This is a genomic window from Vibrio sp. WZ-1, from assembly GCF_052037695.1.
GTDB lineage: Bacteria > Pseudomonadota > Gammaproteobacteria > Enterobacterales > Vibrionaceae > Vibrio.
The window spans coordinates 12000-36319 of sequence record NZ_JBQEQR010000078.1 but is presented as its reverse complement, the minus strand read 5'-3'; the positions used below and the strand labels follow the sequence as shown (position 1 = coordinate 36319).

Here is a 24320-nt window from a genome sequence, read left to right as displayed (position 1 = left end):
ATAGCAAAAAATGTGTTGTTGTTATTTTGTTATCGACAGTTTTATCAGATTCCTGAATGTATTTTTCATGTTTTTTAACTTTTGCGCTAACGTTGCGTTAAATGTGTGAGATTGGTCATCTTGAAAGAGTTTGGCAACAAAAGTGTCAAAAAGGTAAGCGACGCCAGCAGTACGCTAGCACTCCGGGGAATGGATATGGATGATTGGAACAATTCTATCGGGAAAGAAAGTTATAAAACCTGACTTGTCTGTATCAATTATGAGACGTAAATGAAGGGAGATAAACGAAGGGGCTATTTCTATATGTTTGCATTTGGTTATGTTTCGGAACGGCAAATACAAAAAAAGCCCTGTAAACACAGGGCTTTAAAAATTTTCGTCTTAGAAAATCAAATGCGCTATACCTGCAATTACAGGAAGTGTAATTAGTGTACGCAGGATGAAGATAACAAACAGCTCAACAATATTGACCGGAATTTTGCTACCTAGTAGTAGAGCACCTACTTCAGACATGTAGATCAGCTGGGTTACTGACATTGCAGCAACGACAAAACGCGTCATCTCATTGTCAATTGAAGCGGCTAGAATTGCTGGGATAAACATGTCTGCAAAACCAACAACAATAGTTTGAGATGCGGCTGCTGCTTCAGGAATTTGTAGAAGCTCTAGGTATGGGATAAATGGTTGACCTAGAATTTCGAATACTGATGTGTATTCTGCAATCACCAAGGCAACAGTACCAAGTCCCATTACAACAGGTAGTACTCCGAATACCATATCGATAGCGTTGTGTACGCCTTCTTTAAAGACAGATTGGACTGATGTTACTTGTCCTGCACGTTTTAGTGCTAAGTCCATACCCCATGAGAATGTGGTGTGTCCTGCAGGAACAGCATCGGCATCTTTTTTTGGCTCACTTCCGTCCATGTAACGATCTTTCTTTAGGCTTAATGGTGGTAAGCGAGGAATAATGATCGCTGCGACGACACCCGCTAAACAGATTGCGCCATAGAAAGGAAGGAATAGATGTTCTAGCTGAACCTGAGCAAGTACAACCAAACTGAAAGTGATGGATACTGCCGAGAAGGTAGTACCAACGACCGCAGCTTCACGTTGAGTGTAGAAATTGTTCTCGTATTGTTTGCTAGTCAGCAGGATACCAACGCTGCCGTCACCTAACCAAGAAGCCATACAGTCGATTGCGCTGCGACCTGGCAGGTTGAACACTGGACGCATAACTTTACTTAACAATGCACCGAAAAGTTCAAGAAGACCAAAGTTCAATAGCAGTGGCAGTAGTAGACCCGCAAAAATGAATACGGCAAATAGCGTTGGTAACAGGCCAGTAAGAACAAGTCCACCGGTGTTTTCTTCCCAGATTGCTTTAGGTCCGAATTGGAAAAACGTCATCAATACTGCTGCAGCACCAATTAAACGCACGAATAACCAAAGAGGCGATGGGTTAAACAAACCATTTAAGAAACTGTTACGTAGGATTGCTGCTGGCTTGAAAATTTTACAAAGAACAGAAGCGACAGCCATAAACGCAATAATACCAGTTATGATTGCAATCAATGTATCGCCCAGAACTGCAGGAATGACTTTTGCCATTACAGCAACAGGAATGGTTAGACCGTCATCATATGAGATAGGCGCCATAAAAAGTAGGAGGCCGATCAGTGATGGAATGAAAAACATCCAAAAATTGCCCTTCGGAGCCTCAGTAGCATTTGTGTTGTTATGCATATTTGTCTCGTGTTACTACTAGTCAATGCTTGCCACATTCCATGGCATAAATATTCACTAAACATCCGTATTTAATCACAGTGTGCGGAGATTACCCGTAAACTGCATCCATTGCAATACTATTCATTAAATACATCTAGTTATTCAGCTGTTTTTATGGTCAAACTTCGTTTTACTAGAATCTTGTATGTGAATTTGTTGCTCGTGTTGAAAAATTGTAGCACGCAACCAGGCCCGATAACTTGGTTAGAAACAACAATGTGACTAGCACAATAAAAAGCATAGTAAATGTGATCTAGATCTCAAGGGAGGCCCCCGGCACTTCTCGTAGTATTGCCACTATTTATGGGGGAATAAGAGCTGAAACTGGGAAATATAGGTTTGGTAGCAAGAAACTAACACAAGGATTAGGGAAGGGCGGCTTCAGCGTATGGCTTAAGCCGTCTTTGATATTAGTTCGGGGCCTCAGAAGGTGATTTGTATGTAAATGTTATACAGTTTGCTTTCGGCTAAGTAAGTAAAGGTAGCCCCAGTAAGCAATAGCAATAACAAATGCCAATAATGCAGGGAACACTAAAGCGTATAGTTCATAGGCGCTAAAAAGAGCGGCTCCGGCAGTACCACCAAATAAGAAGCCTAGGAAGATAAAGATAAATAACTTTGCTTTTCTTTTGTCGAATTGGCGTCCGCGTAAGCTCTCACCAATCATAATCCCGAGGTCAGTGATAATTCCCGTCATATGTGTTGTCCGCACAACAGCACCACTAAACGTTGTAATCATCGCGTTTTGCAAGCCACAAGCCGCTGAAGCGAGATACTGACCATAGAGATCGCCTTGTACCAAAAAGCCCAAACTCAAGAGTAGCAAGCAGCCTTCTATGCAGAGCGCTACACCGTAGCGGCGACCAAGTTTCAGTGCACTACTTTCTATAAAGAAGCCACTAAATGCAGAACCAATCAGAAAGCTGAATACAATGAGCAGTAGGTGAATAGTACTGTCCGCATTGACTAGTAGGCTATTCCCTAGCTGAGTTACGGTTCCTGAAAGATGCGTTATCGCTTGATGTTGAAAGCCAAGGAGACCCACGGCATTGACGCAACCAGCTAAAAGAGCAAGTAAAAATGCGCCATATTCCACCCAACGAGGAAGTCTGGAAATCACAATAAAACCCCACCAAATGTTAGGAGCAGATTATAGCGCTCGTAACGTGGAACGGAAGCATTTCCGTTATGACTTGGTTGATCATTCTCAATAAAGCCTCAACTTTTATTGAGTCGATTCAAATAAATAAAGGGTGAATTGAGAATAACGGCTTAACTGATGTGTTCCATGGTACATTCAAAGCTCACCCAGCCGTGTTTTCTTTGCTCATAAATCGAGACTGTTGGTTCAGGGAATTCTTTGCCATTAAATAATCCCATAGGGATCACTACATAGTCAGGTGCATCAGAGAGAAGCAAGCGCATAGTAGTGCCACAAGCGGGGCAAAACTCATAGTGAACTTGGTTGCCTGAATCATATAATCGCGTATAACTCGTTACTTCACCATCTAAGATCACGTGCCCTTTATTAAACCTAGCTTGCACTCCGAATACGCTTCCGGTGCGCTTCTGACATTCAAAGCAGTGGTAAATAGAAGTTTTGATGGGTTCCGCCATGCAACGCAGTTGAACTAAACCACAGGCACACTCGCATGTGTGGGTGATTGTTGTCATCGTTATTACCTATTGGATGTTCGTTATTTGGATTGAAATGATGCCCTAGTTCTAGTGTCAACTAGAATTCTAGCGAATCACTTGAGTATAGTTTAGTTTAATTTTGAAACACTTGAGTCAAAATGGAGGAGTTTGTTCTGCGACCTTCACGCTTAAATTGGTATATACTCAGCGCAGAATTATGAGAACAAAAACAAGGAAGCCTGCATGACTCGTAAGAGAATCCTACCTATTCCACTTATTCTTCTGATCCCTGTGCTGTTATTAGCTATTGTGGTTATTGCTGGTATTTACCGATTTAGCCTTTCTGATGAAGACATCATGGAAAAGTTTCCTCAAACTCAGTCTCAATCTAATTCAATCGTAGCGGAAGTACTTGGGATTCAGTCTCGAAATCCGTGGACCGTTCAAGTTCCTGAACAAGGTGCGGTAACGTTTTTAGATGAATGGGACAAAGAGCATGGCTTGTTAAAAGGTCAATACGATGCGGGCGCTACCAAAGGTGACGTGCTGGTTCCTACCGAGTTTATTGCCCAACGTGACATCAATGGTACACCTTGGGTTATTGCACCAGTGGTTGTAACTACACAGGGTTCAGGGGCATTTTATTATCTCGGATTGTTCAAGTTTGATGCCGTACCCAGCCGAGTAGTGTTGCTCAATAGTGTTTTTCTTGGAGATCGTATCAAAATGTCATCACTGGAGTGGGTTAGTGATACGAAAATTTCGCTTTCTTATCTTGAACATGGCAAAAATCAAGCGATGTCAGAACAACCAGATCAATTGATTTCGGCGACAATTTTGCGTGTAGGTAATGACTTGAGTATGCAACAGTGATGATTATTTTTTACTTCTGTAAAAAATAAGTATTTTCTGCGCTAGATCTCGTAATTTACTAGTGATTTCTGAATCGGGAATGCATAAGCTATGAGCCTTATTAATAAGGAGATAGTAATTCCCGTGTCTGAAAATGTGTCAACAAAGCGGTTTCCTAGCTTCACAAGCCGTAAAGCGTTACTGCTGTACTCCTTACCTGTGTTTGTTGCGATTGGTGTTTCTCACTCGATCAACGAGTCTTCTCTTACCAAAACCATCGCTCTCAATTTACCTGAATCACAGGTTGTAGAAAGAATTCTAGATGCTAAAACGGCATCTGTGGCTGTGACCACGCCTCCAAGTTTTGAGTATCAAATTCAAGCTGGTGATAATCTAAGTTCAATTTTTAGCCAGCTTGGTTTTGGTTATAGCTCCTTAATGAAGGTCATGGAAACAGACCTAAACTTCTTAGCACTAGATACACTGAAACCAGGTAATACACTTCGCTTTTGGCGAAATGAAGAAACGGGTGAACTAGAAAAAATGGAGCTTCAGTTCTCCATAGCTGATAAAGCGGTGTATCAAAGAAACAATGATGGTAGCTATGACTTCAAAGACGTTTCTATTCCTGGTGTGTGGCATCAACAACCTTTGGTTGGTGTTATAAATGGTAGTTTTTCATCTTCTGCCAACCAGCTAGGTTTGACGACAGCAGAAATAGGTCAAGTCGTCAATTTGCTTAAAGAGCAAGTCAATTTTGGAAAGGATCTGCGTGCAGGTGATCGTTTTGAAGTGGTTCGCCGTACTCAAACGATTGATGGTGTTGCAACAGGAAAGAATGAAATTGAAGCGATCAAGATTTACAATCGTGGCCGTGAGATTTCTGCATACCTTCACACCGATGGCCAGTTCTACAATGCGAAAGGCGAGAGCCTTCAACGGGCATTCCAACGTTATCCGGTAAGCCGCAGTTGGCGTATCAGCTCAAACTTTAACCCGACACGTCTTCACCCTGTAACTGGGCGCGTTGCGCCGCATAATGGCACAGACTGGGCCGTGCCTATTGGTACTCCAGTGGAAGCTACGGGTGATGGCACAGTAATTATGACCCGTAAACACCCTTATGCTGGTAACTATGTTGTGATTGAACATGGCAGTAAATACAAGACGCGCTACCTACACTTGAGCAAAATCCTAGTGAAGAAAGGACAGAAAGTATCTCGCGGTCAACGTATTGGTTTGTCGGGTAAAACTGGTCGTGTAACAGGGCCACACCTTCATTACGAGTTAATTGAATACGGTCGACCAGTGAATGCAATGCGCGCGAATATACCCATGGCAAGCTCGGTACCTAAGAAAGACATGGCTGCGTTTATTGCAAAACGAGATGAAATGGATCGTTTGCTGCATAAACAAGAATTAGCGTCTCTTTAATCTAAAAAGGCCAAACTGTGTTTGGCCTTTTTTATGCGCTTTTAATATCCCTTTCCTTAAGAAGGTTAATCATTTCTGGCACCTTCATCGGTTTTGAAAAGTGGTAACCTTGAATCTGATGACATCCAATGTCGACCAGTCTATTGAGAGCGACATCGTCTTCTACTCCTTCTGCGACCAAATCAACTCCGAGTAAGTGTGCGAGTTGAGTAATCAGTTTAACTACTTGTTCTGATGTTTTATTCGTGAGCATATTTCGAATAAATGTTGCGTCTATCTTGATGCTATCAATTGGGTAGCTATGAATATAGTTTAAGCTTGAGTAACCAGTACCAAAATCGTCTAAAGCCACTTTGAATCCGAGATAGCGAAGTGAGTCAAGTACAAGCCTTTCTTGTCCAGATTGAGCAAGTAACACAGTCTCTGTTAACTCGATAACGAAATCGTTAGGTTGATGCGCGTATTTTCCTAACGTATCAGTGAGATGATTAATATAGCGCTTAGAGTTGAGTAGTTCGTATGCAGAACAGTTTATGCTTAGCTTGATAGGATAACCGAGTTGAGATTCCAATTGTTGCTTCGCTTGACAAGCAAGCTCGATGATTCTCTCTCCGAGCTCTACTATCAGACCTGATTGCTCTGCTGCCCCAATGAACTCCATCGGAGATACGGGACCAAAAGTGCTGCTGTTCCAACGGGCCAACACTTCGAAATAATCCCACCGGTTTTGTGTAATATCGACAATAGGCTGTACGACAACATAGAGTTCATCACTTTCTGAAATCGGGTGGCGTAGAACTTCTCGAAGGGCTTCAATAAGCTGTGTCTGCTTATGATAAATAGCACTTAAATGAGTATCATAATGCTGAATGGAGATATCTCTATGCTTTTTGCAGTCTTTTAAGGCAAGGCTGGCATTCAAGATTAACTCATCACTATTGGTTAGACTTGTACTCGCTTTTGCTAAGCCAATACTGACGGCAAAATTGATTCGATTGGAGTTGTCTCGGTAACCGGAATCTATTTTATCAAGTATTTCTTGGCAGATAGTCACAGGGTCTTTATCAAAAGTGATAAAGGCAAACTCATCCCCAGCGACTCTGAACGCACTATTTTGTGGGCCTAACGTTTGCTGAATGACATTAGCGGTAAACTTGATTATTTGGTCGCCAATATAGTTGCCGTTGATATCGTTTATGGATTTAAAATTATCGATATCAAGATAGGCGAGATGAAAAGGCTTACTAGATTGCTGCGTTAGCATTTCTAGTGAGTCAGCCAAACAGCTACGATTAAGAAGGCCCGTTAGATTATCATGGGAAACTTCGTAACTAAGTTGATTGAGTAACTTATCTGATCGCTCACTGATCCACTTCTCTCTCAGGCTATGGATGATTAAGCTCGCGTAGAATCGATGATACTGAACGATTTCTTTAACTTCATCATCAAGTATTGGTCGCTGGTATGTTGAATGAATAATACCCAGAACATCACCGTTGTGATTCTTAAGCGGCAGCCCAATGTAAGCCTGTATTCCAGCATCTTGCAAAAGAACATCTTCTGGAAAGAGTTTATAGACTTCATCTTGATAGAAGACTTGCTTGCCAATATCGGAACATACCTGTTCACACGGAGTTTTCTCAAGTCCATAAGTGCTGTTGTCAATAATTTGATTATTTGCAGCGAAAGATAGAGTGACTGCGTGATGATATAAATGCGCTACCTCTACCACACATGTACAATAACTATCAAACCTCTGGTGTAGGTCTAATGTCGTTTTATTTAGTAACTCGAGTCCATCAAGGCTTAACGTTTCTTCTAAATCCGAGACGCTGATGTGTGACTCATCTAGTGAATACTTCATCTGACGTTATCTCTTAGTTCGTGTTTTTGATATTTTTGTTACACGCTAAATCTCAAATCATTTCGATATGCATCACGTTAAATATCGGTGCAAACTTACTATTTTTCAAACTTTACTTATCTCAATCCTGAGAAAATTCTTAAATCAATATCGTGCTTATTGTGTATCAATCACTGTTGGTCATAGCAGCTTAAAGCATTACAGGGCTTGCAGTTCATACTTTTCATCTTCCAAACGTCTTCTAAGGTAGTCCAGAAATAGCTTGGTACGCGTATGCTGATAGTCCAGCTTTGGGTAATATGCGTAGACGGTAGCTTCATCTGCCGTTATGTCGGGTAACACAGGAACAAGATTTCCTTGCTTTAGCTCATCTCTGATCATGACGTTATTAGTCAGTATAATCCCCATTCCTCTCTTCGCACCATGAAATAAGGCTTCGGGATTAGTCGTAGAGAAGTTTCCGGATATTGTAAAACGTTGACCAAGTATGGTCTTTACGTCTCTCGATGGTTTTTCGCCCCAAATAAGCACGTTGTGATCTTTAAGTTCGTCAATCGAGCTTGGGGTTCCGTATTTCTCTAAGTACTTTGGTGCAGCAAAAAACTGGGCTTTATGCTCGAAAAGAGGTGTTGCTTTGAAGCTAAGTGAATTGAGTTGTTCCAACTCTCGACTGATAAACAAATCTAAGCTGAGCTCAGGGAGTTGTCCTGGTAAGGTTGTAAACAGCTGCAGTTTGATATCTGGGTATTGTTCCAGAAAGTCATCTAGATAATGGACTAGAAACTTTGAACCAACAGCAAGAGTCGCCCCGATTTTAAGTAGCCCTGCAGGAGATTGATTTACTGAGCGGGTTTCATCTAAGACCGATTGCCAAGAATCGAGTTGTACTTTAGCGCGTTCATAAAACAGCGCACCAGCCTCAGTTTGGCTGATCGAGCGTGTAGTTCTTTTTAATAACTGCACACCAATCTTGTCTTCTAGCCATTGGATACGTTTGCTAACTGCTGAACTGGTAGTGTTGAGTTTTCTTGCCGCTCCATTGAAACTTCCTTCCTCGACCACTCGAATGTAGCTTTGTACGCTCTGAATCCAATCCATATTATTCTATCCTGATGGGAAATAATTCGTTTCCATTTTGGTTTATTATCATCTTTAAGTAACAAATATACACTGTCAATCGTGAATCTGTCATGATGTAAGGAGAGTATATTGCGTAAAACACCATTATTACTGGCGATGATGATCATCGCGACTGGCCAAGTAGGTGTGAGTATTTACCTTCCCTCTTTACCACTGATTGGCCATGACCTTAATCTTGCTCAGCATGCGATTCAAAACCTCGTCACTCTTTTCCTCGTTGGTTTTGGCGTATCTCAACTATTTTATGGCCCATTGTCGGACTCAATAGGGCGTAGACCAGTGTTCATCATCGGCCAAAGTGTCTATTTGGTCGGGACGATAATCTGTGTTGTATTTGCTGACCATATTGCAGCGCTGGAAGCAGGACGACTTTTGCAAGGCTTAGGAGCGGGCAGTGCCTCTGTACTTGGTCGTTCTGTATTACGTGATAGCTATGATGGAGCACAACTAACTAAAGCGCTCTCTTATATTTCAGTCACTGCGTCAGTGATGCCGATTGTTGCGCCACTCTTCGGTGGTTGGATTGCCTACCACTTAAGTTGGCATGCTGTTTTTGTGTTTGTGCTGTTTTATCTTATCGCAATATTTACTTTGGGTTTTATGGTGTTGCCAGAAACCTTACCTTATCCCAAGCGACGCTTCGAACCAAAGCGCGTGATGACAAATTACCTAACCCTACTGACGAATAAACAACTAATTGGTAGTGCAAGTTATAACTGGCTAAGTTATTTATCAGCTTTGGTGACTTTGTCTTTATATCCGTTTTTGATGCAACAAGAACTTGGATTAACCGCAGCGGATTACGGAACGTTAATGATTGTGCCTTCCGCAGGGTTGTTGATGGGAAGTTTGATACTTAATTTCATCAATTCACGCTACAAAGAGCAACAGATTCTATTGATGAGCTTTACTGTTGTAGTTGCATCAGGCGGCGCGTTGTTATTCTTACCATTTTCAGTAATGTCACTCTTGTTGGCGTTTACTTGTTTGAGTTTTGCACAAGGGATGTCATTCCCAGTCTCGATCAGTTTATTGTTGTCGCCGCACAAGAAACAAGCAGGGGCGGTTTCTGCACTTTCAGGATCCATACAAATGTGTCTTGCTGGCTTATTTGGAGGCTATTTGGTTGAGCATTGGGTAACAAGCCAACAGCAATTAGGGATCTTTTATGTATTGATTGGTCTACTATGCTGTGCCGTCTTAGCTTTGAGCCAGATTAGTAAGCCTTCCAATAGCTTGATTCAACCAGAGCGCTCTCGTTGAATCTGCTTGCAAGCTTACAAGCTCCTTTCTAAAATGCGCCCATACATTATGCTCGCTTGATATTGGCTCTAAAAGAAGCAGTATGAGCAAGATACCCGTTAATCGTTAGGTGAAACCATGCAACAGAACGAATTTGAAGCACTACTAAAAGAAATCGGTGAGAAAGAGAATTTACCTCAAGCTCTTGAGCTACTAAAAGCATCTGAAGAAGAAGAGGTCGCACAAGCAGCGGAATCTCTCACAGGTCAATTTGGTCTTGCAGAAGTTGATGGTGAAAAACGTATTTATCACATCACGTTCCAAGCTGATGAATCTGGTGAAGAAAAAGAGTTTGTCGAGCATGTAATGAACGAAGGCGATCACTTGATCAAATTTGCAGCTTGGTTTTTTGAAACCTTCTTTGAGATCAAGCCGAAAGACACATATAAAGCCGCAGGTAAAACTTACCAGCAGCCTAAGCGCTCATAAGAGAAATTTGTCGCTAAGGTTAGAAGTTATTGTAATTTAATTACAGAAAAATGTGATCTGCATCTTGTAATTGTGGGTTGTTGGTGTAAAATTACAACATAAACCAGCCAATTATATCTTAGGAGAAGGTCATGGGTAACGAACTAGGTGGCGCTTACATTGGCCAGATGATAGCTAAAGACGCAATGCATAAAGCGCTTTACGGTAAAGCAAAGAAGAAAAAACCTTCGATGTTTACTCGCCTAATGAAAAAGCTAGCGAATTAATAAGAAAAGCCCTGATGTGATGTCAGGGCTTTTTGCTTTTATGTATGTATTATTTTTTCGATGAGTGGTATTTATGCGCTTTGACTAGGGATCTCAACCACGTTGTCGGGCACTTTATCTAACCCCTTTTCTGCCAACCACTTTTCCAAGTTGTCGGCTCCACCGACATATTTATCGTCAAGCCAAATTTGCGGGACAGTGACTGGAGTCTTTTCTCCGATGATGGCTTTCACTTCTGGAATCATGCGATATAGGGCTGCACTGTCTTTGACTACATCGTGGTACTCGTATGTAATTCCTGCTTCATCTAGTAACTTCTTCGCTTTGACGCAGTACGGACAAGTTGCTTTTCCATAAACGATATTACCTTTCAGTTGATCTCGCTTAGTCCATTCGGCAATAACAGATTGGACAAGCACGCCTCTATTTAGCGCTTCCCCTTGGCTGACTACTTTACCTTCAACAATTAGGATAGGGGCGTGCCATGCACCAAGTTTTAATGGTTCCCACCAGTTGGATAGCCAATCTTTTACTTCTAGCTCAACTGCTACGTCCGATAGTTCATTTTCAAACGTATCCGCAAGAATATCTTTAGTTAATGTACATTCGCCGCATGGGATGTTTACTTTAAATGGTCCCCAGCTTCCTGCCCATCGATATAATGTAATTTTGATTGGCTGTGCCATAAGATGCTCCTCATTTCTTTCCTGAAAATATAGAACCTAAAACTTAAATATTTCTTTCAACTTACTTTCTTTTTTTCGCTTCCCAATGGGTAATAAAAGCAATTGAGCCGACAATGATGGCTGCTCCAAGCCATAATCTACCAGGTGGTACCCAGTTAAACACGAGCCAACCTGCGAAGACATTTAGTGGCAGTTTTGCATGGTCAAATGGCTGTACAAATGATGCATCAGCGACCGCGTAAGCTTTGACTACGGCCCATTGCGCTAAAGCAGTAAGCACGCCTGCTGCAACTAAAATACCCCAGATATTCCAACCTTCTGGCATCGCAAAAGTAGGCACCGCTAATAGGATATTAAATGGTGTAATCAGTAGAAGCAGATAAACCACCATCGTAGACGGCGGGTCGTTGACGGAGAGCTTCTTCACCATCAATGAATAGGATGCCCAGAAAAAAGCGGCACCCACAGGCAGTAATGTTGCCCATGTAAAAGAGTCTGACCATGGTTCGAGAATGATCATGGCGCCGATAAAACCTGTGAGTGTCGCAATCCAACGAGCGACACCGACTTTTTCTTTCAGAATAAGACCTGAACCAATAGTGGCAAAGAGTGGGGAGGTCATCAGAAGTGCAATGCCTTGCCAGATTGGCACTGGATAAGCGAGTGCCCATAACCACAGTTGTATCCCAATAACAGCAAGGAATATACGCAATGCATGCCAACCAAAATGGTTGGTGCGCAGAGATTGGCGAATCCCCAACGTGCGTAGGTAAGGCAAAATAGCAAAGAAAGCGATAGCGTATTGAAAGAGCGCAAATGTTGTGGATGATACACCAAAGTGAATACTTGCAATCTGAGCAAAACTATTGACGATGGCGAACGCCAAACCAGCGGTAAGCATCCAAGATGCACCTTGTACAGGATGATGATTCAATTGGATATTTCCTGTTATAGAGAATACTCAGGATCATACGTCCTATTTATAGGGTAGCCAATAAAAAAATGCCTCCCGGAAGGAGGCGACATTATCAATTCAAAAGGACGTGCCTACCTAAGTAGGTACAAAGAACGAGAAGCACAAACGCTGCCATGCATTTGCTCGATCTAACCACTGCAGCTAGCATGCCAACTTTTAATTTATTGATTTTAAAGGGCTAGAACGGTATCGCTCTGGAGGAACTAGAGGAAATGCACTAACTTCGGGATTCGGTGCATTAAAATGGAGCAGTGTTAAAGCGCCAGCAAAATTGAAAGAGGCTAGCACGAAATGCTAGCCATCTGATTGTTATTGGAATGACTAACTCGTTTAGAAATCGTAGCGAATACCAGCTTGCAATTCGTCATCGCCACCATCGATTTGCTGGAACTTATAGCCAGCATATGTACGTAGATGACCATTGAATTTGTAGACCGCTTCGATAGCAAACTCATCCACTGTATCTTCTTTAGAGCCTACTTTTGGATCAACTTCTTGGAAGTTATAAACACCGACGAGTGATAGATTTTTCATCGGTTTGTATATTGCCGAAAGCTCATAGCCTGTGTAGTCATCGTCCGCAATTGTACCCATAGTAAATAGAGCACCTAGAGTGAACGCATCTATTGAGTATTGGCCGACTAGGTTAAACTGATCGTCGTCATTGTCTCCGTTACTTTGAGATACGTAACCAGCACCGATATCAAACGCGCCAAAGTTGTAAAGGCCAGCAAGACCAAAGCTATCTTTGTCTTTTGCATCAGAAGCAATGAAGTTCGCTTTAATCGTTAGCGCGTCAAACTCCCCTGCGTAAAGGAAGTTGTTATCTCGTTTGTCTTTGTTACCCGCAACAATGTCTGCAGCTTCTGCCCCGAATGTCGCCATCGTATCCGTAATGTCTGTAAGCATCACTTGAGCAGAGTCTTGCTTGCCATAAGAAAATTCGCCGATAGAGGTGCCAAGACCAGCAAAGAAGTAACGGTTTGTGATATCCGAACTATCATTAAACTCTGCTTCATATTTACCAAAGCCATATAAGTCGTCAGAGATTTGAGACTTTCCTTTCAAGTTAACACGAGCACGAGACTTGTCTTTGAATGAACTGTTTCCATCTTTTTCGTGTTTATCTGACAGATTGAAGCGTGCTTCTGCGCGGCCGCCAACTTTCAACGATGTGCCATCATTGTCATAAACTGTTGCTGCGAATGATGGTACTGATACCAATGCTGTTAAAACTGCAGTAGTTAGTGCTGCCTTTTTCATTTTCTTATTACCCTAGTTGTTATCAATGAGCTTACTTGCTCGATGTGTTGATGACGCTAAGGTAAACCGTGAAAATTAAGGATAAATTTCCATTAGGTTATGATTTGGTTGCATTTTTATTTCAAATACATGAACCACATTCTATTCATGAAGGTAAAGGGATAAGGGGTTTTAGCTTTTTTGATGTTTCTGTTCTTTCTAATTGACAGGGTATTTTTAAAAAAGTTCCTAATCATATTTCTCACCTCAAAATGTAACATTAAATTTCAAGTTCTGTTCATTGTTTTACCAATAAATAATCACTTATCTATTTATTGCTCATTAAATGTAACAAAGTGTTTCTTAAGTTTAATGCTCGCACCAAGTCTACATATGAAAAACAGGTAAACGTTTGCCCATTTTCTTTTTTCTTACATCTTTTCACTCTGCTCTTGGGAACTTCTGAAATACATTGATTGGCAGTTGTTAAGCAAAAGTGACGCAACATTGGTGGAATAGATGTGCCAGCCCGCTTTTGTATAAAAATGACTTATAAACTAATACATAAATACATGGATTTTATAATGAACAAGAAATTATTAGCAGCAGCGATCGCAGCAGCAACATTTGGTACTCAAGCTGTAGCAGTGGAACTTTACAATAACGATGGCACAACTTTTTCTATCGGTGGTCACGTTTCTGTCAATGTGAATGGTTCTGAGCAAGGTGATACTGATGTAGGCCAAAACTCACCTCGTATTAACTTTAACGCGACTCATGACATTGGTAACGGCTTTACGGCTGATGCTCGCGGTGAATGGGCATTAAACTACCTAGAAGGTGGCGAAAATTCTTTTACTACTCGTCTTGGCTACCTAGGTCTTACTCATGACGCATACGGTCGTGCGGTTGCTGGTACACAATGGGCACCTTATTACGATGTTGCAGGTGTTGCTGATATGCCAATCGCGTTTGCGAACGACTTCATCTATGACAATCACGGTAATCTAGGTACTGGCCGTGCAGAAAAAATGCTTTCTTACCGTAATGCTATTGAGCTGGGTGAAGCTGGTGCAATTAACTTTGGTCTAGGTTGGCAAGGCACCAATGATAACACATCAAAAGAAAACGGTGCTCTTGTAGGTGAGAAGTATGATGATCGTTACCAGCTAGCACTTTCATACACTGTACTGGGTGCTAAACTTGGTTACACGTACAACACAGGTGATTTCTCATCTGCTGGATCTAGCAAAAAAGATACTGCTGAGTCTCACCTGATCTCTGCAGCTTACGGTTCTTACGGTCAAGGCTTATATGTAGCTGGTGTTTACGCTTCTAACGAAAACATGAACTCAGGTCTTGAAGAGAGCAAAGCGTACGAAGCTCTAATTGCTTACGCATTGCCAAGTAGCCTAAACCTAAGCTTGAACTACGAGATGGTTGAAGGTGAAGCGACGAAAGGTGCTAAGACAGAAACAACTCGCGAAGAGATGGCTGTACAAGCTGAGTACAACTTCACTTCTAAATTTGTAGGATTTGCTGGTTACCAATTCGATCTAAACAACGAAAATAACCGCAAAACAGATGACAAGTGGGCTATTGGTGCTCGTTACTACCTATAATAGTAACCTGTCCTAATTACTCGAAAAGCCAGCCTCGTGCTGGCTTTTTTCATACTTGCCGATCTAAGAATTGTGGTAGCCAGATTTAATTTATACTCATTCAAAACGGGCTGAATGTCTTGTTTTTAATATCTCGAAAAGAGAACTAGTGTCAACAGTGTAATGTGTTGGATTATTATGCGTTTTTTGTTTTGCAGGGAAGAGCAATGAGCGTCATTCAGGTTGAAGAGAAGAAAGTCAAAGTCGGCAAAGTTCTTTGTGTCGGGCGTAATTACGTTGAGCATATAAAAGAGCTGGATAATGCCATGCCAGAGCAAATGGTGGTATTCAATAAACCTGCGACTTCTGTTTCAACCAAACTCACCTCATTCCATCAAGAGCCTTTGCATTACGAAGCAGAAATCTGCTTTCTGATCAAAAATGGTCAATACAGCGCGGTTGGACTCGGCCTGGATCTGACCAAACGTGGCTTACAATCTACCCTCAAAGAGCAAGGATTACCTTGGGAGCGCGCCAAAGCGTTTGATGGTTCTGCAGTGTTCAGCCGTTTCCGTTCTCTCCAAGGTGTCAATATAGATGACCTTAACTTAGAGCTTCTGATTAACTGTGTTCATGTTCAAAAAGGGCACGTTAAACAGATGCTTTACCCACCAGTGAATATTCTAGATGAGCTAAAGAGCTATACGACGCTAGAAGATGGCGATGTCGTGATGACTGGGACACCTAAAGGTGTAGGCGAAGTGCATCAAGGCGATGTCTTCCTTGGTCGTTTGAAATGTGGAGACATCACCTTATTAGAAATTGAGTGGTTAGCTGCTTAATTGCGGGCTTTACAACCAAATTCGAAGCAGTAAAAACGCGACCATACTTATGATGGTGGTGAGCAATACGTTCTTGGTGAGGTAAGCAATCCCAGCGGCTAATAGGGCTGCCAGCAGAAATGGGTTTTGCCAAGTTACGCTAAGTTCCCCTTCTGGGATAAATACAATTGGAGCCCAGATTGCGGTCAGTACGGCGGGGCTTGCGTAGCTCAAGACTTTCTGAGTTCTTACCCCTAATTTAAGCGGCAATTTCGGTTCTAGAAACAGATAACGGCTAGTGAATACCAACGCTGTCATGGCCAAGATAGATAAAAAGATCATTGGCGTTCCTCCGAGTTATCCTCAAGGTTTGGTGTTTTAGCCGAAAGTTGTTCAACAAAATAACCTGTCAACATGGCGAGAATACTCGCGTACATCAAGCTTCCTTCCACTTGGTAATAGCTCAGCGCTACAGAGCTAGTTAATGCCACTAACACACTGGATAGCACGGGCATACTTTTAATCGTTGGCACCACAATTGCGATAAAGGTAGCTGCAACGGCAAACTCCAGCCCGAGCTCACTCAGTTCAGGTATTAAACTACCAGCGACGATGCCTGCAAGCGTCGCGAAGTTCCAAAACAGATAGAAGCTTAACCCAGCACCAAGGGCGTACCATCGATCGAATTTTTTATCGGATTGGTGCCCGACGATGGCAAACAGTTCGTCGGTGAGTAAGAAACCTAATGAAAGGCGCCATTTTAAAGGCAAAGGTGAAATCTTACTGCGCATCGAAATGCTATAAAGAAAATGTCGAGATGTGATGAAAAAGGTGGTCAACAACATGGTGGTTAAGCCTGCGCCTGCTTTGATCATCCCCATAGCCACAAGCTGTGCGGAGCCTGCAAACAGAATGGCTGAAAGCGCCTGGCCTTCTAGAGGGTTTAACCCCGTGTCGATAGCAAACGAGCCTGCGAGTAACCCCCAAGGTAATACAGCAATGCTCAATGGCATCATTGCGATGGTACCCTGTAAAAAGAGCGAGGATTTTGTGTTTTGATGAGTTGGCAAAGTCGTGTCCATAACGTCAACTTGAATAGAAAAACATGCTGTTAAGGTAGGCTGACCTCAGCACGCTGCCTTGTACAAAATTGCTAACAGTGCTTGATGTACTGCCCGGGCGTTACGCCCATGGCTTTTTTAAAGTGGCGATGCATATGGCTTTGGTCATGAAAGCCGCATTCCTGTGCAACATCAGAAATCTTTTGTCCCAGTTTGAGTAGTTTTTTCGCCATTCTCAGCCTTTGTTGAATCTGAAACGCGTGCGGCGGAAAGCCGAATTGTTTTTGAAACTCTCGCAATAGGTGAAAAGGGCTTAATCCCGCCAATTTCGCAAGTTCTTCTAAAGAGACATCGGTTTGAGGAAAGTCTTCAAGAAACTCTTTGACTAGATGTACTTGCCTTTGCGCTTTCGTCGTATCTTGAAGAGGAGTTCTATGCGTACTGTGCTTACTGGCAAGTTTGATCAGTGTGCCGTAGACAAGCGTCTCTCTTAGTAAGCGGTTATCGGATTTTCCTAGCGTATCAAATACCAACCGCAATTGATTCGCGAGTTCTGGATCGTAAACGACAGGCTGCGGAAAGTAGGGTAAAGCTACATTGGGTGCGCCGAGTTCTTCGCCGAGCGTTTGAAACTGCTCAGGTACAGGGTACATGGCTTTGTATTCCCAACCGCCTTCTGATGCTGAGTGACCGTTATGTACTTCATCTGCATTCACCAGAATGATGCTGTCTTGCGGCGCAATATGGTTGCCGCCAGTGCGAAAGAACTGTTGTGCGCCTTTTTCGATTACGCCAATGGTGTAGCCTTCATGACTATGGCGAGAGAAGTTTTGCTTTTCGTATTTTGCATCGAGCAGCTCCAAGCCACCCAGCTCTTGAGCAATTTTAAAAGTCGCGATTTCCTTATTCTTTTCTTTCATCTCTTTTTGTTTTGCTCAAGTGTCAGGCTTGTTGCTTTGAAGTCTACCGGATACATCCTGCTTATTTTTGTACAAAATTGCTATCGGTATTAAAAATAAACATCAAAAAGGTTAATTGTTTTTAAATTGAGCATAAAACCTTTTGTATTTTCTGATTTTATCTTGCGGTAAAGGTATTTGGTCTGGTTGTTATCTATTCATTGGTATAAGATCCGCCGCCTGTTTTTGAATAGCTAGTTCCACCATGATCGATTTATCTGTACTTCCTGTTTATCTCACCGCTGTTATTGCGCTTCTTCTATTGCCTGGGCCAGACATGCTGCTAATAGCCAGCTCTAGCATGAGTTATGGTAAGAAAGTCGGTTTGTTCGCAAGTTTAGGCAATGCAACATCAGGCGTAATCTTAACCTTACTGGCAGCAATGGGCGTATCGACCTTAATTGCGATGAGTCCAATCGCGTTAAAAGTGCTTCATCTACTTGGTGGCGCGTACTTACTAAAAATGGGATGGGACTGCTTACGAGCGGACGCTTCAGCTGCACCAGAGCTAGATCAGAAGAACAAAATGGCGTCGACTTACTATCAGCGTGCATTGATGAGTAACCTGCTGAACCCTAAAGCCTTAGTGTTCTTCGTGATGTTTTTGCCACAGTTTGTATCTAGCAACATTACCGCATCCTCGGGTGAGCAGATGCTTGCGCTTGGTTTGCTTTTAAACGTATTGGGATTGCTATTCAACATCTTGTTGGTTGCGCTGGCGGGTACATTAGGCAAAGGGTTACTGGAAAATGAAAAATTCCGCATGTACCAAGGCAAGTTAATGGGCTTGGTTTTCGTTATCCTTGCGGTATGGATGCTCAGTAGCTTCGCGATGTAATGTGTAGGAACAATCAGATTTTTAAACAAAAGCCAGCACTCGCTGGCTTTTTGTTTTAGTATCACACTGATTTCCAAGGAGTGGCTGTATGAAACTTGAATTTAAACTCAATCCAGAACAAAACGATCTCGACTTTATCCGTGATGGCATCCGTGCTTATAACAACATGCACCTTCCGGATGGGGATGTAGACGCTGTTGGTTGTTTTGCTCGTAATGACGAGGGCAAGATTGTTGGCGGGCTCACGGGTGAAATGTTCAATAACACTGTGTTCGTTGAATACCTTTGGGTTGATGCAGATGCGCGCACGTCGGGGGTAGGAAGCAAGCTGATTGCTTTACTAGAAGAGCAAGTGAAGCCACACGGGGTGACGCATTTGTATCTCGATACTTATAGCTTCCAAGCGCTCGACTTTTACTTGAAACTGGGCTTTGAAAAAGTCGGTCAGTATTCGGGTTACCCTGCCGCGGGTATCGATAAACACTTCTTGCAAAAGCAGATTGTTTGATTCGTTTTGAATAGAACAAAAAAGAGGCGCTCGATGCGCCTCTTTTGCTATTTACTATTGTCACAGAGTCGATGCTTCAAGCTTGGATTACAAACTTTGTTGATGTGCTTCGATCAGGGCATTCATCTTCGCTTCCGCTGCTTGGTTAGCTTGTGCGTAATCCATTTTTGCAGGGAAGTCGCTGATAACTTCGTAGTAACACTTCAACTTAGGCTCCGTACCTGAAGGGCGAACAATCACACGTGATTTATCTTCTAGGTGGTAAATAAGTACGTCACTCGCTGGTAAGTTGATGGCTTCTGTTGGACCATCGGTTACGAAGCGAAGTGATGACTTTAGATCCTCAATGACTTCAATACGCTTACCGGCGATCTCTTTCGGTGGATTTGCGCGAAGCTTGTCACCGATTGGTGGTGATTTAGGATCAAGAGCAATGCTGCGCTGTGCGTTAAAGTAGAAACCGTGTTGGCGGTATAACTCTTCTAACTTATCCCAAAGCGTTTTGCCTTGTGCTTTTAGCTTACCTGTCAATTGAGAGAAAGCGACCAGTGCTGACAAGCCATCTTTATCCCATACTTTGTTCCCTACGGTGTAGCCAAGCGCTTCTTCGTAAGCGAATAGGAATGGATTAGCCTCTGTCTCTTGCGTCATTGCTACGTTGGTTAGCCATTTAAAGCCCGTTAGCGTTTGGTAGTATTCTGCACCGTGTGCTTTGGCAATGCTGCTTAATAGGCGAGAAGACACAATCGTATTACCAACGAGCGCGTTTGGTTGACCTTGCAGTAAGTAATCACCAAACAATGAACCCACTTGGTCACCCGTCAGCATTTGGTATTCGCCATCTGGGCGTTTTACTGCCACCGCAAAGCGGTCTGCGTCAGGGTCGTTTGCACAGGCAATATCGGCATCGACAGATTTACCTAGCGCCATCACCATGTCCATCGCGCCTGCTTCTTCCGGGTTCGGGAAGTTTACGGTAGGGAATGTGCCGTCTGGTTCACGCTGTTCCGAAACACTTGCCACTTTCTTAAAGCCAGCATCTGCAAGTAACGTTTCTGCCATTTCCGCTCCGACACCGTGCATTGCCGTGTAAACGATCGAGATATCTGTGTTGTTATCTGGCGTAAGCAGTGCATTGTCATTCATTGCTTTGCGGTACGTTTGGTAGTACTTGTCTTCAAGCCAAACCAACAATCCTTTTTGCTTTGCATCATCTAGAGACATCAGAGGAAGCGGTTTAGTTGTTGCATCATCAATTTTTGCAGCAATACCAGAATCGTGCGGTGGAATAATCTGTGCGCCATTTTCCCAGTAGACTTTAAAGCCATTGTACTCAGGCGGGTTATGGCTTGCGGTAACGACGACAGCAGCTGCTGCATTCAGTTCACGGACACCAAAAGCAACAATCGGCGTCGCCGCTACTTTATAGGTCAGGTAGACCTTGATGCCCAAAGCTGTCAGTACGGAAGCTGTATCGTGTGCGAACTGTTTAGAATCCGGACGCCCATCATAGCCGATAACAACACCGCGAGACGATGCATCTTTCACTTGTTCAATCAGGTAGTGGCCGAGACCTGTCGCGGTTTCTTGAATCACTAAGCGGTTCATGCGATTTGGGCCCGCGCCCACTTTGCCACGTAGGCCTGCAGTACCAAAAGCTAGGCGTGATCCGAATCGATCTGTCAGTTCTAGTTCGTTGTTAGCATCGACGAGCTGCTGAAGCTCTTCGCGAGTTTTAGGGTCAGGGTCTCGTGCTAGCCATTGGGTAATTTGTGCTGTCATATTCGTCTTTCCTTAGCAGGGGGAGCCTACTTGTTTGGACACTAATATTTGTAAAGTGTCCCAATGTTTCTTACCTATCAATGTAAATGGTTCTCAATTAGATTTCAAAGAGGGCAATCGATAAACCGAATTTATTTTTCAGTCTGTACAAAATTTATTCACAGTTAATTTCTTGAAGAACTATTGAACTATAACTAGCCTTTTAACATAAATATAACAAAGTGTGCTGAAATCGTAGTTTTTGTGATTTTTCGTAAATTTGTTCGATATTTGCATCGGGAAGCAAGGAAGCTCGCGCAAGCGCAGCGGCTGAGCAGAGGAGAGATCTTTTGAAAAGATTAGCAACTACTCTAGCCTTATTAATGAATGTGATTTTTATCACATTTTCTTCGTCCAGTTGGTCAGAGCAGAACGATTACAACATGACACGAGGTGTCACGGGGATCAGTGAGCAAGTGTATGAATTACATATGCTGATCTTCTATATTTGTTGCGCCATCGCCTTCGTTGTATTCGGTGTGATGTTCTATGCCATCTTCAAACACCGCAAGTCAAAAGGGGCAGTTGCGGCTAATTTCCACGAAAGCACCAAAGTGGAGATCATCTGGACCGTAATCCCCGTCATTATTCTTATAGCGATGGCGATTCCAGCGACTAAAACACTGGTAGCGATGGAAGATACCAGTCAATCTGACCTCACTGTGAAGATCACAGGCTCTCAATGGAAGTGGCACTACAGTTACTTCGGTGAGGACGTCGAATTCTTCAGCCTACTTGCTACCAGCCAGAAAGAAATTGATGGCATCGAAGCGAAAGGGGCGCACTACTTACTCGAAGTGGACAACCCGCTCGTTTTACCAATCAACCGTAAAGTTCGTTTCTTAATGACGTCTGATGACGTAATCCACTCTTGGTGGGTACCTGATTTCGCAGTTAAGAAAGACACGATTCCGGGCTTTATCAATGAAGCTTGGACCAAGATTGACGAACCGGGTGTGTATCGCGGTCAGTGTGCCGAGCTTTGTGGTCGAGCACATGGTTTCATGCCGGTTGTCGTTCATGCGATGGCGGAAGACGATTTTGAACAATGGATGGCAGACAAGAAACAAGAAATTGCATTACAAAAAGCGGCTGCACAAGAAGCATTAACACAAGACCTTTCAATGGAAGACTTGATGGGACAAGGCGAGTCCATTTACACCGCGCGTTGTGCCGTGTGCCATCAAGCAAATGGTGAAGGTATTCCAGGCGCATTCCCTGCTATCAAAGGTAGCGAAATAGCCAAAGGACCAGTCGTTGCTCACATCGACGTATTGGTGAACGGTCGAGCTGGTACCGCCATGCAAGCTTTTGCTAACCAACTTAGCGACCAGGAAATTGCTGCTGTTATTACTTATCAACGAAATGCTTGGGGAAATGACACTGGCGATACCGTTCAAGCATCCGATGTTAACGCCTTTAAGGCACAAGACAGTGCCAAGGAGGAAATATGAGTAAGCCAATTGAAAAAGCGGTGAAGTCTGCTCCAGCAGAAGCGCAAACGACCGCAAATACCACCATTGCGATTGAAGACGATCACGACCATCATCACGCGCCGAAAGGACTAACGCGTTGGCTCTACTCCACCAGCCATAAAGATATCGGTACGCTTTACTTGTGGTTTAGCTTTGCCATGTTCCTTACTGGCGGAGCAATGGCGATGATCATTCGCGCTGAGCTATTCCAACCGGGTTTGCAATTGGTTGATCCTCAGTTCTTTAACCAGATGACAACCGTGCATGGGCTTGTAATGGTATTTGGTGCCGTCATGCCTGCGTTTACTGGCTTAGCCAACTGGATGATTCCAATGATGATTGGCGCGCCGGATATGGCGTTACCACGAATGAACAACTTGAGTTTTTGGATCTTACCTTTTGCGTTTCTCATTTTGATCGGCTCTTTGTTCTTACCAGGTGGTGGTCCTGATTTCGGCTGGACCTTCTACGCGCCACTCTCTACAACTTATGGCCCTGACAGCACGGCATTGTTTGTATTCTCAGTACACATCATGGGTATCAGTTCCATCATGGGGGCCATCAACGTCATCGTGACGATTGTAAATATGCGCGCACCGGGCATGACTTGGTTCAAGCTGCCTATGTTTGTCTGGACTTGGCTGATTACTGCGTTCTTACTGATTGCGGTGATGCCGGTATTAGCGGGTGCGGTGACCATGGTTTTAACCGACAAGTACTTTGGCACTAGCTTCTTTGATGCTGCTGGTGGCGGTGACCCAGTGATGTTCCAACACATCTTCTGGTTCTTCGGTCACCCAGAGGTATACATCATGATCTTGCCGTCGTTTGGGATTATCTCGGCAATCATTCCGGCTTTCAGTGGTAAAAAACTGTTTGGTTACCATTCGATGGTTTACGCGACTTGTAGTATTGCGTTGCTTTCATTCCTAGTCTGGGCACACCATATGTTTACCACGGGGATGCCAGTATTCGCCGAACTCTTCTTTATGTATTGCACCATGTTGATTGCGGTGCCAACTGGGGTGAAAGTGTTTAACTGGGTAGCGACTATGTGGCGGGGAGCCATGACCTTTGAGACGCCGATGTTGTTTGCCATTGCCTTTATTGTCCTATTCACGATAGGTGGTTTCTCCGGCTTGATGTTGGCCATTGTGCCAGCAGACTTCCAATACCACGATACGTACTTTGTCGTCGCGCACTTTCATTATGTTTTGGTATCCGGAGCGGTGTTCTCAATTATGGCGGCGGCGTATTACTGGCTACCGAAGTGGACGGGCAATATGTACGACCACAAGCTCAGTCTGTGGCATTTCTGGTGTTCCATCATCTCGGTCAACGTATTGTTCTTCCCAATGCACTTCTTGGGTTTAGCGGGGATGCCAAGACGTATTCCTGATTACGCCATCCAGTTTGCCGACATTAACCAAATTGTATCGATAGGCGGGTTTGCCTTTGGCTTGTCTCAACTTATCTTCCTGTGGTTGGTGATCAAATGTATTCGTGGTGGTGAAAAAGCAACAGCCAAACCGTGGGAACGTGCAGAAGGTTTAGAATGGACGGTGCCAAGTCCTGCTCCTCATCATACGTTCACAACACCGCCAAAAGTTGATTAAGAA

The 24320-nt window shown here is 43.3% G+C and carries 23 protein-coding genes; 11 read left to right on the top strand and 12 right to left on the bottom strand.

Translation table 11 applies throughout. The annotated features are described in order from the left end of the window. Positions 1 to 381 precede the first annotated feature (381 nt). From ACTS60_RS14475 to ACTS60_RS14465, 3 genes are all read right to left on the bottom strand, one after another. On the bottom strand, positions 382 to 1746 hold the full coding sequence (locus tag ACTS60_RS14475; protein ID WP_440888799.1) for a YjiH family protein: 1365 nt from the start codon (positions 1744 to 1746) through the stop codon (positions 382 to 384). Between the two features lie 490 nt (positions 1747 to 2236). Continuing rightward, a complete protein-coding gene (locus ACTS60_RS14470; protein WP_440888798.1) occupies positions 2237 to 2908 on the bottom strand; it encodes a YoaK family protein in 672 nt (223 codons plus the stop codon). Positions 2909 to 3060: 152 nt separating this feature from the next. Then, positions 3061 to 3462, bottom strand: coding sequence for a GFA family protein (locus ACTS60_RS14465; protein WP_440888797.1), 402 nt, complete (start codon positions 3460 to 3462; stop codon positions 3061 to 3063). A gap of 207 nt (positions 3463 to 3669) precedes the next feature. Between ACTS60_RS14465 and ACTS60_RS14460 the strand changes: the two genes are divergently transcribed. Further along, positions 3670 to 4299, top strand: coding sequence for a hypothetical protein (locus ACTS60_RS14460; RefSeq protein ID WP_440888796.1), 630 nt, complete (start codon positions 3670 to 3672; stop codon positions 4297 to 4299). A 123-nt stretch (positions 4300 to 4422) separates the two neighbouring features. Continuing rightward, entirely contained in the window at positions 4423 to 5712 is a 1290-nt protein-coding gene (locus tag ACTS60_RS14455; protein WP_440888795.1) for a peptidoglycan DD-metalloendopeptidase family protein, read from the top strand. 31 nt (positions 5713 to 5743) lie between these two features. On the opposite strand, the gene ACTS60_RS14450 is transcribed toward ACTS60_RS14455, so the two are convergent. After that, entirely contained in the window at positions 5744 to 7576 is a 1833-nt protein-coding gene (locus ACTS60_RS14450; protein WP_440888794.1) for a putative bifunctional diguanylate cyclase/phosphodiesterase, read from the bottom strand. A gap of 198 nt (positions 7577 to 7774) precedes the next feature. Further along, positions 7775 to 8674: a LysR family transcriptional regulator gene (locus ACTS60_RS14445; protein ID WP_440888793.1), complete on the bottom strand. Its 900-nt coding sequence runs from the start codon at positions 8672 to 8674 to the stop codon at positions 7775 to 7777. 111 nt (positions 8675 to 8785) lie between these two features. Between ACTS60_RS14445 and ACTS60_RS14440 the strand changes: the two genes are divergently transcribed. The 3 genes from ACTS60_RS14440 to ACTS60_RS14430 all read left to right on the top strand — a co-directional run bounded on the left by ACTS60_RS14440 (position 8786) and on the right by ACTS60_RS14430 (position 10713). Beyond that, positions 8786 to 9979 (top strand): multidrug effflux MFS transporter, encoded by a 1194-nt coding sequence (locus tag ACTS60_RS14440; RefSeq protein ID WP_440888792.1) that lies wholly within the window; start codon positions 8786 to 8788, stop codon positions 9977 to 9979. 117 nt (positions 9980 to 10096) lie between these two features. Then, the gene (locus ACTS60_RS14435; RefSeq protein ID WP_440888791.1) at positions 10097 to 10447 is read left to right on the top strand and encodes a hypothetical protein; all 351 of its coding nucleotides are present in this window, start codon (positions 10097 to 10099) and stop codon (positions 10445 to 10447) included. Positions 10448 to 10578: 131 nt separating this feature from the next. Then, positions 10579 to 10713: a hypothetical protein gene (locus tag ACTS60_RS14430; protein WP_010452602.1), complete on the top strand. Its 135-nt coding sequence runs from the start codon at positions 10579 to 10581 to the stop codon at positions 10711 to 10713. 71 nt (positions 10714 to 10784) lie between these two features. On the opposite strand, the gene ACTS60_RS14425 is transcribed toward ACTS60_RS14430, so the two are convergent. From ACTS60_RS14425 to ACTS60_RS14415, 3 genes are all read right to left on the bottom strand, one after another. Continuing rightward, positions 10785 to 11399, bottom strand: coding sequence for a glutaredoxin domain-containing protein (locus ACTS60_RS14425; protein WP_440888790.1), 615 nt, complete (start codon positions 11397 to 11399; stop codon positions 10785 to 10787). 61 nt (positions 11400 to 11460) lie between these two features. Beyond that, a complete protein-coding gene (locus ACTS60_RS14420) occupies positions 11461 to 12300 on the bottom strand; it encodes a DMT family transporter (protein WP_440888855.1) in 840 nt (279 codons plus the stop codon). Positions 12301 to 12705: 405 nt separating this feature from the next. Then, positions 12706 to 13638 (bottom strand): porin, encoded by a 933-nt coding sequence (locus ACTS60_RS14415; RefSeq protein ID WP_440888789.1) that lies wholly within the window; start codon positions 13636 to 13638, stop codon positions 12706 to 12708. A 563-nt stretch (positions 13639 to 14201) separates the two neighbouring features. Between ACTS60_RS14415 and ACTS60_RS14410 the strand changes: the two genes are divergently transcribed. Together ACTS60_RS14410 and ACTS60_RS14405 are read left to right on the top strand one after the other, a co-directional pair. After that, positions 14202 to 15239: a porin gene (locus tag ACTS60_RS14410; protein WP_440888788.1), complete on the top strand. Its 1038-nt coding sequence runs from the start codon at positions 14202 to 14204 to the stop codon at positions 15237 to 15239. Positions 15240 to 15445: 206 nt separating this feature from the next. Further along, positions 15446 to 16060: a fumarylacetoacetate hydrolase family protein gene (locus tag ACTS60_RS14405; RefSeq protein ID WP_440888787.1), complete on the top strand. Its 615-nt coding sequence runs from the start codon at positions 15446 to 15448 to the stop codon at positions 16058 to 16060. A gap of 9 nt (positions 16061 to 16069) precedes the next feature. Here ACTS60_RS14405 and ACTS60_RS14400 read toward each other — a convergent pair whose 3' ends face one another. From ACTS60_RS14400 to ACTS60_RS14390, 3 genes are all read right to left on the bottom strand, one after another. Next, on the bottom strand, positions 16070 to 16381 hold the full coding sequence (locus ACTS60_RS14400) for an AzlD domain-containing protein (protein WP_440888786.1): 312 nt from the start codon (positions 16379 to 16381) through the stop codon (positions 16070 to 16072). Further along, positions 16378 to 17121 carry an AzlC family ABC transporter permease gene (locus tag ACTS60_RS14395; protein ID WP_440888785.1) on the bottom strand — a complete coding sequence of 248 codons (744 nt, stop codon included), beginning with the start codon at positions 17119 to 17121 and terminating at the stop codon, positions 16378 to 16380. Before ACTS60_RS14395 ends, ACTS60_RS14400 begins: the two co-directional genes overlap by 4 nt. Positions 17122 to 17192: 71 nt before the next feature. Further along, on the bottom strand, positions 17193 to 18020 hold the full coding sequence (locus ACTS60_RS14390; RefSeq protein ID WP_440888784.1) for an AraC family transcriptional regulator: 828 nt from the start codon (positions 18018 to 18020) through the stop codon (positions 17193 to 17195). Between the two features lie 244 nt (positions 18021 to 18264). On the opposite strand from ACTS60_RS14390, the gene ACTS60_RS14385 reads away from it, so the two are divergent. Together ACTS60_RS14385 and ACTS60_RS14380 are read left to right on the top strand one after the other, a co-directional pair. After that, the gene (locus tag ACTS60_RS14385; RefSeq protein WP_010452582.1) at positions 18265 to 18897 is read left to right on the top strand and encodes a LysE family translocator; all 633 of its coding nucleotides are present in this window, start codon (positions 18265 to 18267) and stop codon (positions 18895 to 18897) included. 88 nt (positions 18898 to 18985) lie between these two features. After that, positions 18986 to 19405, top strand: a complete 420-nt coding sequence (locus tag ACTS60_RS14380; protein ID WP_005426015.1) for a GNAT family N-acetyltransferase — start codon at positions 18986 to 18988, stop codon at positions 19403 to 19405. Positions 19406 to 19492: 87 nt separating this feature from the next. On the opposite strand, the gene ACTS60_RS14375 is transcribed toward ACTS60_RS14380, so the two are convergent. After that, positions 19493 to 21187, bottom strand: a complete 1695-nt coding sequence (locus ACTS60_RS14375; protein ID WP_440888783.1) for a phospho-sugar mutase — start codon at positions 21185 to 21187, stop codon at positions 19493 to 19495. A gap of 329 nt (positions 21188 to 21516) precedes the next feature. Between ACTS60_RS14375 and coxB the strand changes: the two genes are divergently transcribed. Both coxB and ctaD read left to right on the top strand, forming a co-directional pair. Continuing rightward, entirely contained in the window at positions 21517 to 22680 is a 1164-nt protein-coding gene (gene coxB / locus ACTS60_RS14370) for a cytochrome c oxidase subunit II (RefSeq protein ID WP_440888782.1), read from the top strand. Further along, complete coding sequence (ctaD, locus tag ACTS60_RS14365) at positions 22677 to 24317, top strand: cytochrome c oxidase subunit I (protein WP_182026782.1); 1641 nt, start codon at positions 22677 to 22679, stop codon at positions 24315 to 24317. The genes coxB and ctaD overlap by 4 nt, the downstream gene beginning before the upstream one ends. Positions 24318 to 24320: the final 3 nt, after the last annotated feature.